This is a genomic window from Bradyrhizobium paxllaeri, assembly GCF_001693515.2.
Classification (GTDB): Bacteria; Pseudomonadota; Alphaproteobacteria; order Rhizobiales; family Xanthobacteraceae; genus Bradyrhizobium; species Bradyrhizobium paxllaeri.
In genome coordinates, this window is record NZ_CP042968.1 from 6,064,849 (window position 1) to 6,078,215 (window position 13,367).

Sequence of the window (13,367 nt, forward strand, 5' to 3'; positions counted from 1 at the left end):
TTCTGAAAACGGTTACATACTAGGCCGACGAAGCTAGCTGTCAAGTTAGCGTAAAATACAACTCATAAGGCAAATATCGATAGACATCCCGCCTGCTGTCCGGCATCCTTGCTTTGTAACGTTACATTTCGATGCCAATCGGCTCGTGGCGATGGAACGATCTGCAAAACAAGGAATTCGCGCGGTAGCGGCCAAGGCCGGCGTATCGACCGCCTCGGTATCGCGCGCCCTCAACAACCCGGATTCGGTCAGCGCGCCGCTGCGGGCGCGAATCGCGCGCGCCGTCGAGACGGTCGGCTATATTCCGCACGCACCGGCACGCGAGCTGTCATCGCGCCGTTCGCGAACGCTCGGCGCGATCGTCCCGACCATCGACAACACCATGTTCGCGCGTGGCATCGCATCGCTGCAAAAATATCTTTCTTCCGTCGGCTACATGCTGTTCCTGACCACGAGCGGCTACGACCTCGACGTCGAACTGGAGCAGGCGCGCAACCTTGTCAGCCGCGGCGTCGACGGCCTCGTGTTGCGCGGTGACTGCCATCACGACGGCTTGCGCAAAATGCTCGCCGACTATTCCGTACCATTCATCAATGTCGGAATCTATCGCCCCGACCGGCCCTATCCCTGTGTCGGCACCGACAACGAAGCCGCCGCGCACCGTGCCGCCTCGCATGTGATTGAACTCGGCCATCGGCGGATCGGGATTGTGTCCGCACTCCAGCGCAACAACGATCGGGCCAGCGCCCGCGTCGCCGGCTTTCGCCGCGCGATGGCCGAACACGGCATCGAGACGCCCCCGCAATGGCATGTCGAAGTACCCTACACGCTGGACGATGCACGCGAAGCGGCCCGCTACCTGCTCGGCCTCAAGGACCGGCCGACGGCCGTGGTCTGCGGCAATGACGTCATCGCCTATGGCGTGCTGCTAGAAGCTGAACGCAGTGGATTTTCAGTGCCCGACGATCTGTCGGTAGTCGGCTTCGACGACCTCGACTGGAGCCGACATTTGCGGCCCAGCCTCACGACCATCCATGTACCGACCGGCGATACCTGGCAGCGCGCCGGCGAGTACCTCGTGCGCCACCTCGCGGGCGAGCAGACCATCATGCATCACGAAGTCGACTATTCGCTGATCGTCCGCGAGTCGACCGCGCAGCCTGCGCGATCATCCAAATAGCAGGGACAATCCGATGAACGCACCTTTCGCGCTGGCTCCGGGATTCCATGCCGTAGTGATCGGCGGCGCCGGCGACATCGGCGCGGCCATCGCCAACCTGTTCTGCGATCTCGGCGCAACAGTAACCGCCACCGGCGTCAGCGAGACCGATATCGCGCGCACGATGCTGCGGCCGCGGCCGGGATTGGACCTGGTCCCTCTCGACATCACCAATGACGAAGCGGTTGCATCGTTTGCGAGCCGGCAGCAACGCGTCGATGCGCTGATCAACTGCGCCGGCATACTGGCGCGCGACAAGGAGTTCGAGATCGAGACTTTTATAAAGGTGCTCGATGTCAACCTCACCGGCACGTTCCGTACCTGCACGGCCTTCCGGGCCGCGCTTGCCGGCACCAAAGGCTCGATCGTGAATATCGCGTCGATGAACGCAACGCTCGCGCTGCCACGCATCCCCGCTTATTGCGCAAGCAAGGGCGGCGTCGTCATGTTGACCAAGGCGCTGGCACTGGCCTGGGCGGAAGAGGGTATCCGCGTCAATGCAGTCGCACCGGGCTACGTCGCGACGGCGATCAATGCCGCAGGACGTTCCGATCGCGCGCATCACCAGCGCATCGCCGACCGCACGGCGTTCAAGCGGTGGGGACAGCCGGAGGACATTGCGGGTGCCGTCGCATTTCTCTGCATGCCGGCATCGCAATACGCGACCGGCACGGTTGTCGCCGTTGACGGCGGATTTCTCGCTGGCTGAGGCCACAATTCTGGCCGTTAGAAGAAAACCCTACCCCGGGGCGCCAGCGGGGAACGCGCTTCCACGCCGCTGCCACAACGCATTCCCCTGCCCGTGCTATCGTCGAGCAGACAGCAGCTGTGTCAATGGACGCGGCGAGAGGACAATAGAGGAAGCATGCCAGTCGCGGCTCCACTAATTTAGCGGTCGCTAGATTCTCTTTGATCCCGGTGCACACGCCGCCTTCTAACCAATTGAAAAACTTTAACTCTCGCTCCAATTCATCATAAGCAAGTTTCATCTAACTTCAGCCAACGTGGTCGGAAGGACTGATCTCCTAAATCACACGGCGGACGGCGCGCCCGTATCAAGCGCAACCCGCTATATGTTTCCCGCGGGCTAAGCCTTCTCTCGTCGGTGCGCTGCGGCCGACTTCGCGCCGTCGCCGGCCGCGAAGCCGTGCAGGAACAATTCGACCGCCATATCGGCGAATTCTTGCGGCCCGATCCCGCCCTTGGGATCGTACCAGGTGTAGGTGTAGTTGATGATGCCGAACAGGATCATCGTGTAGATCTTTTTGGTACGCCTGACGATCTTGCCCTCGGCATCGAGCCTGACCAGGAGATCGGTGACGATGTCGACGAGCTGCCGTTCGAGGTTCTTGATGGCCTGCTGCTCGTCCTCGTTCAGGAATGAGAGGTCGTGAATCAGCACGCGTTGCTCGTGTGGCGATTTGGCGTTGACCTCGACGATCGCGCGAATGACGTTCTGAAATTGCGTCAGCGTCGGACCGCCGCCCGCCAGGGCGGTTTCGACGTGATCGATCATTTCCCGGATATGGGCGTCCAGGATCGCGAACAGGATTGCTTCCTTGGAGTCGAAGTAATGATAGAGCGCGCCGCGCGACAGCTTGCAGGCGTCCGCAAGGTCGGCGATGGACGCACGCATATAGCCTTGCGCCGAAAACAGCCGCGCGGCATTGGTCAATATGCCGAGATGGATGCCGTCGTAATTCTCAGAGCGTGTTCGCGCCATCAGATCTTGCCCGCTTCAATTCAGCTTTAGCTCGTATTCCCAAGGACTGCCTAGCTGATTCAGCAGCCCATTTTCAGCTCTCGACGCTGTGTCCCGCCGCCGGTCCGGCCCGGACCTGCGACCGATCGACCATATCGCCCTTATCGCAAAAAATTATTTGAACGGCCAGTCGGATTATAATATACAGATTGGAATTGCTGAAGACACCAGCCCGGGTCAACCGCGCGGCATGCTTTGGGAGGTCGAATGACGGTTGTTCGGGCGGATGCTGTCGTGATCGGGGCCGGCGCGGGCGGACTTTGCGCCGCGGCGCGGCTGACCCATGCCGGGCTTTATACCGTCGTCGTTGACGACAAGGACCGGATCGGCGGGCGGGCCTCGACCGAACAGATCGACGGCTTTACCGTCAATATCGGGGCGATTGCGATCGAACTAGGCGGGGTGTTCGAGGAGACCTTCAACACCGTCGGCGCGCCCCTCGATATCCGCACGCCAGAGCCCGCCAGCTCATTCTTTATCGACGGCAAGCTGATCGATGTCGGCCGCGGCGGCTGGTCGCTGCTGCTCGGGCAACTGACAAAACAGGCTTCACGCATCCTGGAAAAATTCGCCGACGCCCGTTCCGGCAACCTTCCCGGCGGGCGGCAATCAACCGAGGACTGGCTCAAGACCTACACCAGCAACGCCTCGGTGCATGCCATCTTCCGCAACCTCTGTGCCGCGATCTTCGCCTGCAACGCCGCCGAACTGCCGGCGCGCGCGTTCCTGACCTATTTCACGAGCAAAGGCGCCTTCAAGCGCTTTGGCTTTTGCCCGCAAGGCACGATCGGCGTCTGGAACGCGCTCGGAACCGCGATCAAGCACAACGGCGATATCTGGTCGTCGACGCCGGCGGTACAGATCCACACGACCGACGGCCGCGTCGACGGCGTGACCGTCCTGCGCGACGGTCAGCGGATGCGGATCGAGACCGATCTCGTCATCAGCAATGCTGGCCCGAAGGCCACCGTTGCGCTCGGCGGTGAAGCCGCCTTCCCGCCCGCCTATGTCGCGCAGGTAAATTCCGGGCTGCGGCCGGCCGCTAACATCGTCATCAATATCGCAAGCCGGGAGCCGCTGATCTCCCACCCCGGCATCGTCACCTTTGGCAAGACGCGGCGGCTCTGCAACATGGCGAACCTCACCGCGACCTGCCCCGAACTCGCGCCTCCCGGCTGGCATCTCTATGTGGCCTACGCCGTGCCGATCCCCGCGCTCGGCGATTTCGATTCCGATGCCGAGGTCGAACTGGCATTGACGGATTTGCGTGAACAGTTCCCGAGTTTTGCCCAGGCCAAGATCCTGTCGATCCGGGTCATGCGCGACGACTGGCCGGCCCAGCGTAGTTGCGCCGGATATGACCTGCCGCGCGAGACCGGCATCGACGGCCTGTGGTGCGTCGGCGACGCCGTCAAGCAATACGGCAATGGCGGTACGCAAGCCTGCGCGGAAACCGCAAAAATCGTCACCGATGCGATCCTGGCGCAGCGGCCGCGCATGCCGCAGGCCGGCCGGGTGTGAGTGCGATGCCGACAGCGATCCCGACGCAAGCGAACATCAGCGGCGCGCAGGCAGTGCCCGACCCGTCATGCCTGCTGGAATTCCGCAACATCCGCATCGTCTATGACAACGCTATCGAGGCGATCCGCGACGTCAGCATTGCGGTTCCCGAGGGCGGCATCGTCGCCCTGCTCGGCTCCAACGGCGCCGGCAAATCGACGCTTCTGAAGGCGATGTCGGGAATCCTCTACACCGAGGAAGGCGTGATCGAGAACGGCACCATCCGCTTCCGCAACGCGGAGGTGCATCATCTGGCGCCCGATGAGCTGGTTCGGCGCGGCATCGTGCAGGTGCCGGAGGGCCGCCGCGTGTTTCCGGCGCTGACCATCGACGAAAACCTGCAGATGGGGGGCTACACCAAGTCCACTGCCGAAGCGCGTGAGCGGCGCGAGAAAGTGTTCGCGCTGTTCCCGCGCCTGTTCGAGCGGCGTGACCAAATCGCAGGCTACATGTCAGGCGGCGAACAGCAGATGCTGGCGATCGGCCGCGCCCTGATGACCGATCCCGTGCTGCTGGCGCTAGACGAGCCGTCGCTGGGCCTCGCGCCGCTGATTATCGACCGGATCTACGAGGTGATCGCAAAACTGCGAGACGAGATGAAGATGACGGTGCTGCTGGTCGAGCAGAACGCACAGCGCGCGCTCGACATCGCCGACTATGGCTACATTCTGGAGACAGGCCGCGTGGTCCTCGACGGCTCCGCAAAAAAGCTGGCCGCGAACGAGGACGTGCAGGAGTTCTATCTCGGCGTCTCCAATTCGGGACGCAAGAGCCTGCGCGACGTCAAGCACTACAAGCGGCGCAAACGGTGGCTGTCGTGACAACGCTGCTCAGGATCGAAAACCTCAGCAAGCGCTTCGGCGGCCTGCAGGCGGTTGCCGATGTCAGCCTTGACGTGACATCCGGCGAAATCTGCAGCGTGATCGGCCCGAACGGCGCCGGCAAGACCACGTTGTTCAACATGATCTCCGGCGTGCTGCGGCCAAGCGGTGGCCGCATGCTGTTCGACGGCATCGACCTCGCAGCTGTCTCGCCCTCGCGGTTTGCCAGAATCGGGATCGGGCGGACCTTTCAGAACCTCGCGCTGTTCAAGCACGGCACTGTGGTCGAAAACATCCTGACCGGCCGGCACACCCATCTTCGCTCCAACGTGCTCGACGCCGTCATCTTTTTCGGCCGCACCCGACGCGAAGAGATCGAGGCCCGCCAGCGGGTCGAGCACATCATCGAATTCCTCGAAATCGAGCACATCCGTGACGCCATCGTCGGCACGCTGTCCTACGGCCAGCAAAAGCGCGTCGAGCTGGCGCGGGCACTCGCATGCGAGCCGAAGCTGCTGCTGCTCGATGAAATGGTGTCGGGCATGAATCAGGAAGAGACCGAGGATATCGCCCGCTTCGTCCTGGACATCCGCGACGAACTAGGCATCACCGTGCTGATGATCGAGCACGAGATGCGGATCGTGATGGATGTTTCCGACCGCGTTCATGTCCTGAATTTCGGACGCAAGATCGCCGAAGGTGCGCCCGCTGAAGTACGGCGCGACCCCGCCGTAACGAAGGCCTATCTGGGCGGCCACCGGGCGGAAGCCCCAGCACAGGTGAGCGCGTGATGTCGGCACTCGAAAGCCTGCGCACCGAACATCCGCCGATGCAATCGAGTTCGGCGCGAACGTCGTCCGCGGACGATACCAGTTCGCTGCGGACTGCACTCAAGAACGCCGCGATCACCATACCGCAATTGCTGCGCCAGCGCGCCGCGATCCATGGCGACAAGCTTGCGCTCCGCGAAAAGGAATATGGCATCTGGAATCCCTATTCCTGGAGCCATTACTACGAGACGGCGCGTTCGGTGGCCCTCGGCCTGCTCGCGCTCGGCATCAAGCCCGGCGACCGCATCGCCATCGCCGGCGAGAACTCGCCGGAATGGTTTTATGCCGATCTCGGTGTCCAGATGATCGGTGCGGTCGCAGTCGGCATCTATCCGACCAATCCCTGGGTCGAGCTGCAGTACATCGTCCGCCACTCCGGTGCGCGGGTCGTCGTCACCGGCGACCAGGAACAAACCGACAAGGTGCTGGATGCGCTGGCCAACAATGATGGCCTGCCCGTGCTCGATGCCATCGTCTGCGTCGACATGAAGGGCCTCCGGCAGTACAGCCAATCGCAGCTAATGTCGTTCGAAAGACTGTGCGAGCGCGGCAAGGCTTACGCACTCGAAAATCCCGACGCCAACGCGACGCTCGACCGCCTGATATCGCAGGCGTCGCCCGACGACGTCTCCATCCTAGTCTATACGTCAGGCACGACTGGCCCGCCGAAAGGCGCGATGCTGACGCACCGCAATTTGGTCTATGCCGCCTACATCTACGCCGAAGCCGTCGGGATCGCCGACAAGCCGTTCGAGGCGGTGAGCTACCTGCCGCTGTGCCACGTGGCCGAGCGTTGCTATGGCGAGGTGACGCATCTGGTGCTCGGCGGCGCCGTCAGTTTTGCCGAATCGATCGACACCGTCGCGCTCAACATCCGCGAGATCGCGCCGACCTTTTTCGTCGGCGTCCCCCGCATCTATGAAAAGCTGCAGCAAGGCTTCCTGTTTCGGCTCGGGGAAAGCGGACAACTGCGGCAGCGCTTCGTGAAAGCCTGTATGGCCTGGGGCCGCAAACTGTCGGACCGCCGGCAATCCGGAACCACCACGTGGTACGACCGCCTTGGCTACGCGCTGCTCTGCGTACTACTGTTCCGCAACATCCAGCGCCATCTCGGCTTTGCACGCAGCCGTCACCGTCTGTGTGCAGGGGCCTCGATCTCGCCGGAGACGCTGCGCTTCTTCGATATCGTCGGCCGCCCGGTTTCGCAGGGCTATGGCCTGACCGAATCCGGCGGCGTCGCCTTTATCCAGACCGACAGCCATCACCGGCTCGGCGGCTGCGGCTTGCCGCTGCTCCACACCGAGTGGAAGCTCGACAGCGACGGCGAGATCCTGCTGCGCAATCCCGGCGTCTTCAAAGGCTACTTCCTCGACGAGAAAGCATCCACCGCTACGCTCGATTCCGCTGGCTGGCTGCGCACCGGCGACATCGTCGAGGTCCTGGACAACGGTGAGATTACCGTGGTCGACCGCAAGAAGGCGATCATCATCACCGCTGGCGGCAAGAACATCGCCCCCTCCGAGATCGAGAACGCGCTGAAGGATAGCGAGTTCATCAAGGAAGCGATCGTGGTCGGCGAAGCCAAGAAATATCTCGGCGCCATCATCCAGGTCGATTTCGACAATGTCGGCCGCTGGGCGCGGGACAAGGCCCTGCCCTACACCAATTACAAGTCGCTGTCGCAGCTTGCCGAGGTGCACGAGCTGGTCGAGCGCATCGTCAACGAGACCAACAAGCGCTTCGCCCGCGTCGAGAACATCCGCCGCTTCGCGATCCTGGAAAAGGAACTCGACCACGACGACGGCGAGTTGACCGCCACGCAAAAGGTCCGCCGAGCCCTGATCGAGAAGAAGTTCGCGCGAGAACTTGCCATCATCTACCAGGAGGGGTGATGCAGTATTTGATCCAGCTGCTGATATCCGGCCTTGCGATCGGCGCCATCTATGGCCTGATCGCGATGGGCTTTGCGGTGATCTACAAATCCACCGGCCTGGTCAATTTCGCACAGGGCGAAATGACCATGATCACGGCCTATATCGCCTGGACCATTTCGACCACGGTCAGCGGCAACGTGTTTGTTGTCGCACTCGGCGCCATCCTGGCCGCCGTCGTGCTCGGCCTCGTCATCGAACGCGTGGTGATGCGGCCGATGCTGGGCGAGCCGGTCTTTGCCACCGTCATGGTGACCATCGGCCTGGCTGTGATCCTCCGCTCGTCGATCAATTTTATCTGGGACGCCTATCCGCACGGCCTCGACGTCGGCGTCGGCCGCACCATCGTGCGGATCGGTTCGATCGGGGTCCGCACCGGCCAGATCGCCGTCATCGCCACGCTTCTGGCGCTGCTCGCGGCGATCTGGGCATTCTTCCGCTACAGCAAGATTGGCGTCGCGATGCGCGCCGTTGCTGCCGACGACCGCACCGCGCTACTGATGGGTATCAGCGCCACCCGGGTTCATGCCCTGGCCTGGGCCGCGTCGTCCGTGATCGCCGGAATCGGCGGCGTGTTCTTTGCGCTGTCCTACGATCTGTCGCCGGCGATGTTTCAGCTCGGTCTGAAGGCGTTCCCGGCCACCATCCTCGGCGGCCTCGACGCCGTGATCGGATCCGGCCTCGGCGGCCTCCTGATCGGCATCACCGAAAATCTCGCCGGCGGCTATGTCGGCTCCGGCATGAAGGAAGTCGCAGGCTTTGCCATGATCATCGTGGTGCTGATGATCCGCCCGTTCGGCATCTTTGGCGAACGCGACATAGAGAGGGTCTAACGGCGATGCGCACCGGCGATTTCAAGCAAACCTATGGCGAACTCGTAACGCTCGTCGATTCGCCGCCGGTATGGCTGTGGTCGGCGGTTCTGGTCGCTGGCCTGGTCGTCGCGCCCTTTGTGCTGAACTCCTACGCGCTGTCGTTCCTGATGATCATCCTGATCACGGTGGTCGGAGCGCTCGGCTTGAATATCCTGACCGGCTACACCGGCCTGATCTCGCTCGGCCATGTCGGCTTTCTCGTCACCGGCGCCTACGCCTATGCGGTGCTGGTTTCCAAATATCACATGCATCCGCTGGTCGGCTTTCTCGGCGCGGGCGTGGTGCCGGCGCTCGCCAGCCTCATCGTCGGCGCACCGTCGCTGCGGCTGAAGGGACTTTATCTCGCCATCACCACGCTGGCATTCTCCTTCATCATCAACACCGTGATCCTGGAAGCGCGGTGGCTGACCAGCGGCGCCCGTGGCATCCCGGTGCAGCGGCCGGAGATCTTCGGCTTCAGCTTCGACAGCGATGCCGCTTTCACCTATCTCTGCCTCGGCTTCGCCATCCTCACGCTGTTTGCAACGCTCAACATTCGCCGCAGCCGCGTCGGCCGCGCCTTTGTCGCGATCCGCGACAACGACACCGCCGCCCGGGTCATGGGCATCAATCTGCACGCCTACAAGCTGTTCGCCTTCGTCACCTCCGCCTTCATCACCGGCCTGGCGGGCGCGCTGTACGGCATCTACCTATCCTTTGTCAGCGTCGAAGGCTTCCCGTTCCTGCTCTCGATCGAGGCGCTGGCGATCCTGATCGTCGGCGGGCTCGGCTCGGCGCTGGGTGCCGTCCTCGGCACCATCTTGATTGTGCTGCTGCCGGAGGCGACGCGCCTCGTATTCAGCCTGTTCAGCGCACAGATGGACGCGATGTTCACGACCGGCGCGCAGGAGCTCAAGAGCATGCTCTACGGCCTCGTCATCATCCTGTTCCTGCGCTTCCAGCCACGTGGCCTGGTCGGTGCATGGCACGACATCAGGCGGATGTGGGTGAACTGGCCGCTTCGTTACTAACCAGAAAAGCAATCAGGCAGGAGGAGGAAACAATGATCAAATATCTGGCGACCGCGTCGCTGTTGTTCGCAGGCACATGCCTCTCGACCGGTCCTTCGCTGGCAGCCGATCCCGGCATCACCGACACCGAAATCGTGATCGGTGACGTCGAGCCCTTGACCGGGCCGCCGGCACTGCTCGGCGTTGCCGCATCCATCGGCCACAAGATCGCGATCGCGGAAGCCAACAATGCCGGCGGCATCAACGGCCGCAAGATCAAATATGTGCTGGAGGACGACGGCTATGTCACCGCCCGCACCATTCAGGGCGTCAAGAAGGTGATCGATGTCGACAAGGCCTTCGCGATACTCGGCATCTCAGGCTCGGGACAGTCGATCGCCGTGATGCCGTTGCTGGAGAAATCCGGTATCCCCACAGTGATCGACGTGGCGCCGGTAAAATTCCTCTGGGAGCCGCCGCGCAAGAACGTGTTCGTAGTCGGGCAATCCTATGAGGAAGGCATCATCCATCTCGTCAATTATCTCGCTGACAAGAACCCGGGGAAGAAATGGGGCCTGATCACGCAGGACGATGATTACGGCATCACCGTGCGCGACGGCTTCGATACCGTGGTCAAGGCCAAGAAGCTGAACGTAGTCTACAGCGGCAACTACAAGAAGGGCCAGCAGGATTTTTCGTCTGACATGTTGCAGCTGAAGGATTCCGGCGCCGAGGTGTTTCTGGCCGGCGGCATCATCGGCGAAAATATCGCGATGATGAAGGAGCTGGAGAAGCTCAATATCAAGCCGGTGGTCGGCATCTTCTGGCCTGGACGAGTTGAGCCGGTGCTGAAGCTGATGGGCCCGGCCGGCGACGGCATCTACGCGGTCGACTATGTCGAGCCGTTCGCGGGACCGGCGGGCAAGGCCTTCCTCGAGAAGGCCAAGGGACTACTTCCGGAAGCCGAGATCAAAGGCATCAACCGCTATTCGATGACCGGCTATGCCGCCGCCAAGGTGCTGATTTCTGCGATCGAGCGATGCGGCAAGCAGCCGACCTGGGCTTGCACCATCGCCGAGCTGGAGAAGACCAAAAATGTCGAAACCGGCATCATGGCGCCGATCAGCTTCGGTGCTGGCGTCCGCTTCTCGAACCAGAAGCTGCAGATCATGCAGGCCGAGACCGCGACGCTGAGCTTCAAGCCGGTGAACTGATCGGCGGAGCGCTGACCGGGGTATCGGCGCCGGTCAGCGCTCACATCCGTTTGGCGACTTCCTCGAGCATCACCTCGGTGGCGCCGCCGCCGATGGTCAGCACCCGCGCATCACGCGCCATCCGCTCGATGGGCGTGCCGCGCATGAAGCCGGTGCCGCCGTGCAATTGCAGGCAGCCATGCACGACCTCGTGCAGCACTTCCGGGGACAGCGCCTTCACCATCGATACTTCACGCGGGCACGGCTTGCCGGCTTCCACAAGCTCCGCCGCATGATAGGCGAGCGCCCGGGCGGCCGCTGCCTTGGTTGCGAGCGAAGCGAGCTTGAGCCGCACCGCCTGCTGGTTCCACAAGGGGCCGCCAAACGCCTGCCGGCTCTTCACATAATTGGTGGTGAGTTCGATCGCCTTGGCGGACTCTCCTGCGCAGATGCCACCGATGCAGATCCGCTCGTTTTCGAAGGTTTCCATGATACCGTAGAAGCCGCGATTTTCCTCGCCCAGCAGATTTGCAGCGGGGATACGCACATCCTGGAAGGCGATCTCGGCGGTGTCGGAGCACAGCCAGCCGTGTTTGTCGAGCTTGGTCACGGAAATGCCGGGCGTCGTGCGCTCGACAATGAACAGCGAAATGCCCCGGCTGCCCTTGGCCGTGGGATCGGTGCGCGCGGCGACGATCAGGATGTCGCCATAGACCGCATTGGTGATGAACATTTTTGAGCCATTGATCACCCAGGAATCACCATCCCGGCGGGCGCGCGTCTTCAATCCGGCGACGTCGGACCCCGCATCGGGTTCCGTTACCGCGATCGAGCAGATCGTTTCGCCGCGGATGATCGCGGGAAGATATCTTTGCTTTTGCTCAGGCGTACCCCGCAGCGTGATGTGAACGGCCGACATGTCGGTATGCACCAGAACCGACGAGGTGAAGCCGCCGAACGTCGAACGTCCCAGCTCCTCTGCCCACACCATTGAGGCCAGTGGGCCCATATCGGTGCCGCCATATTCGGCTGCGTGGCGCATGCCAAGGAAGCCAAGCGTGCCCATGCGGCGGTAGATCTCGCGCGGAATCTTGCCGTCGCGCTCCCACTGCTCGCCATGGGGCACGACTTCCTTCTCGACAAAGCGGCGGACCTGCTCGCGCAGCATCCGCAATTCCTCGGGAAGCTGCGGCTGCTCCGAGAAATGGAATTCGCCGTCGGAGTGGCTGCGCTGTTCGGCGGGCCTGACGTTCATGGGGATGCCCTCTCGGCCTTGATGTGAAGGTGCCGGTTGAGAAACTGTGCGATCGATGCGATGGCCTGATGCGCCTCGGGAAGTTCCGTACCGAACATCTGGAAAACGTGGATCATACCGTCCCACACCTGCAGATCGACGTCGACCCCGGCAGCGCGCGCCATGTCGGCCAACATGACGGAATCGTCCAGCACGGTTTCGCGGTCGCCGACCTGGATCAATAGTGGCGGCAAGCCGCCGAGGTCGGCATATAGCGGCGATACGAGCGGATCATAGGGATCGCCTTCGCCCAGATAATTCCTGGCCAGCGCCAGGATCATCGGGCGCTGATGGATCGGGTCTGCTTTGGCGCGGCTGAGGTAACTTGCGCCGGTCGCCGACAGATCGGTCCATGGCGACATCAACACCGCCAACACGGGTAGCGGACGCTTTCGTTCGCGCAAGGCCAGCATGGTGGCGAGTGCGAGGTTTCCGCCGGCGGAATCTCCGGCAAAGGCGACGTTGCCGGGCTGCAGCCCCAGACCAAGCATCCAATCATATGCAGCGAGCGCATCGTCCAGCGCGGCTGGAAAAGGATGCTCCGGCGCAAGGCGATAGTTGATGCCGAGCACGCGGCAGCCGCTGGCAACAGCGATCTGCGCAATCAGATCGCGGTGCGAGGACACCGAGCCGATGCGAAAGCCACCGCCATGGAAATAAAGGATGGCCTTATCCTGCGGCGCGCCGGCTGGTGATATCCATTCGCCATCGACGCCACTGGCAGAGATGCGTTCGCAGGTAACGGGTGCGGTGCTGCCTCCGAAGGCCGCATCCCAATCGCGGCGCATCTGGGTCACTGACGTGTCGCGATTCCAGCCGCGATACACCGCGCGGATACGCGCGATCGCACGATCGATCGGAGCGGTTGCGATGTCCTCGCCTGCGCGCGCCAT

12 protein-coding genes are annotated in these 13,367 nt (G+C 62.5%); 9 read left to right on the forward strand and 3 right to left on the reverse strand.

Translation table 11 applies throughout. The annotated features are described in order from the left end of the window. The first annotated feature begins 151 nt into the window (after positions 1-151). Complete coding sequence (locus LMTR21_RS28975; RefSeq protein ID WP_065754297.1) at positions 152-1,180, forward strand: LacI family DNA-binding transcriptional regulator; 1,029 nt, start codon at positions 152-154, stop codon at positions 1,178-1,180. 13 nt (positions 1,181-1,193) lie between these two features. Continuing rightward, positions 1,194-1,928, forward strand: a complete 735-nt coding sequence (locus tag LMTR21_RS28980; RefSeq protein WP_065754296.1) for an SDR family NAD(P)-dependent oxidoreductase — start codon at positions 1,194-1,196, stop codon at positions 1,926-1,928. A gap of 378 nt (positions 1,929-2,306) precedes the next feature. Here the strand turns inward: LMTR21_RS28980 and LMTR21_RS28985 are convergent, their stop codons facing one another. Then, entirely contained in the window at positions 2,307-2,942 is a 636-nt protein-coding gene (locus LMTR21_RS28985) for a TetR/AcrR family transcriptional regulator (RefSeq protein ID WP_065754295.1), read from the reverse strand. Positions 2,943-3,188: 246 nt separating this feature from the next. Here LMTR21_RS28985 and LMTR21_RS28990 point away from each other — a divergent pair, with 246 nt between their 5' ends. The 7 genes from LMTR21_RS28990 to LMTR21_RS29020 are packed head-to-tail and all read left to right on the forward strand — an operon-like array spanning position 3,189 to position 11,201. Next, a complete protein-coding gene (locus LMTR21_RS28990; RefSeq protein WP_065754294.1) occupies positions 3,189-4,502 on the forward strand; it encodes a phytoene desaturase family protein in 1,314 nt (437 codons plus the stop codon). A 5-nt stretch (positions 4,503-4,507) separates the two neighbouring features. Beyond that, positions 4,508-5,362 carry an ABC transporter ATP-binding protein gene (locus LMTR21_RS28995; RefSeq protein WP_065754293.1) on the forward strand — a complete coding sequence of 285 codons (855 nt, stop codon included), beginning with the start codon at positions 4,508-4,510 and terminating at the stop codon, positions 5,360-5,362. Next, positions 5,359-6,153 carry an ABC transporter ATP-binding protein gene (locus LMTR21_RS29000; protein WP_065754515.1) on the forward strand — a complete coding sequence of 265 codons (795 nt, stop codon included), beginning with the start codon at positions 5,359-5,361 and terminating at the stop codon, positions 6,151-6,153. The genes LMTR21_RS28995 and LMTR21_RS29000 overlap by 4 nt, the downstream gene beginning before the upstream one ends. Next, positions 6,153-8,084 carry an AMP-dependent synthetase/ligase gene (locus tag LMTR21_RS29005; RefSeq protein WP_084030743.1) on the forward strand — a complete coding sequence of 644 codons (1,932 nt, stop codon included), beginning with the start codon at positions 6,153-6,155 and terminating at the stop codon, positions 8,082-8,084. The genes LMTR21_RS29000 and LMTR21_RS29005 overlap by 1 nt, the downstream gene beginning before the upstream one ends. Next, complete coding sequence (locus tag LMTR21_RS29010; RefSeq protein ID WP_065754292.1) at positions 8,084-8,956, forward strand: branched-chain amino acid ABC transporter permease; 873 nt, start codon at positions 8,084-8,086, stop codon at positions 8,954-8,956. Before LMTR21_RS29005 ends, LMTR21_RS29010 begins: the two co-directional genes overlap by 1 nt. Positions 8,957-8,961: 5 nt before the next feature. Next, entirely contained in the window at positions 8,962-10,008 is a 1,047-nt protein-coding gene (locus tag LMTR21_RS29015; protein ID WP_065754291.1) for a branched-chain amino acid ABC transporter permease, read from the forward strand. Between the two features lie 32 nt (positions 10,009-10,040). Beyond that, on the forward strand, positions 10,041-11,201 hold the full coding sequence (locus LMTR21_RS29020; protein ID WP_065754290.1) for an ABC transporter substrate-binding protein: 1,161 nt from the start codon (positions 10,041-10,043) through the stop codon (positions 11,199-11,201). 40 nt (positions 11,202-11,241) lie between these two features. Here LMTR21_RS29020 and LMTR21_RS29025 read toward each other — a convergent pair whose 3' ends face one another. Both LMTR21_RS29025 and LMTR21_RS29030 read right to left on the reverse strand, forming a co-directional pair. Then, the gene (locus LMTR21_RS29025) at positions 11,242-12,435 is read right to left on the reverse strand and encodes an acyl-CoA dehydrogenase family protein (RefSeq protein ID WP_084030741.1); all 1,194 of its coding nucleotides are present in this window, start codon (positions 12,433-12,435) and stop codon (positions 11,242-11,244) included. Continuing rightward, positions 12,432-13,367 (reverse strand): alpha/beta hydrolase, encoded by a 936-nt coding sequence (locus tag LMTR21_RS29030; RefSeq protein WP_065754289.1) that lies wholly within the window; start codon positions 13,365-13,367, stop codon positions 12,432-12,434. The genes LMTR21_RS29025 and LMTR21_RS29030 overlap by 4 nt, the downstream gene beginning before the upstream one ends.

What these genes read in the sequence shown, in the direction of transcription:
- LMTR21_RS28975 (WP_065754297.1), top strand. Translation starts at nt 152, where the DNA reads ATGGAACGATCTGCAAAACAAGGAATTCGCGCGGTAGCGGCCAAGGCC.
- LMTR21_RS28980 (WP_065754296.1), top strand. Translation starts at nt 1,194, where the DNA reads ATGAACGCACCTTTCGCGCTGGCTCCGGGATTCCATGCCGTAGTGATC.
- LMTR21_RS28985 (WP_065754295.1), bottom strand. Translation starts at nt 2,942, where the DNA reads ATGGCGCGAACACGCTCTGAGAATTACGACGGCATCCATCTCGGCATA.
- LMTR21_RS28990 (WP_065754294.1), top strand. Translation starts at nt 3,189, where the DNA reads ATGACGGTTGTTCGGGCGGATGCTGTCGTGATCGGGGCCGGCGCGGGC.
- LMTR21_RS28995 (WP_065754293.1), top strand. Translation starts at nt 4,508, where the DNA reads ATGCCGACAGCGATCCCGACGCAAGCGAACATCAGCGGCGCGCAGGCA.
- LMTR21_RS29005 (WP_084030743.1), top strand. Translation starts at nt 6,153, where the DNA reads ATGTCGGCACTCGAAAGCCTGCGCACCGAACATCCGCCGATGCAATCG.
- LMTR21_RS29010 (WP_065754292.1), top strand. Translation starts at nt 8,084, where the DNA reads ATGCAGTATTTGATCCAGCTGCTGATATCCGGCCTTGCGATCGGCGCC.
- LMTR21_RS29015 (WP_065754291.1), top strand. Translation starts at nt 8,962, where the DNA reads ATGCGCACCGGCGATTTCAAGCAAACCTATGGCGAACTCGTAACGCTC.
- LMTR21_RS29020 (WP_065754290.1), top strand. Translation starts at nt 10,041, where the DNA reads ATGATCAAATATCTGGCGACCGCGTCGCTGTTGTTCGCAGGCACATGC.
- LMTR21_RS29025 (WP_084030741.1), bottom strand. Translation starts at nt 12,435, where the DNA reads ATGAACGTCAGGCCCGCCGAACAGCGCAGCCACTCCGACGGCGAATTC.
- LMTR21_RS29030 (WP_065754289.1), bottom strand. Translation starts at nt 13,367, where the DNA reads ATGGCGCGCGCAGGCGAGGACATCGCAACCGCTCCGATCGATCGTGCG.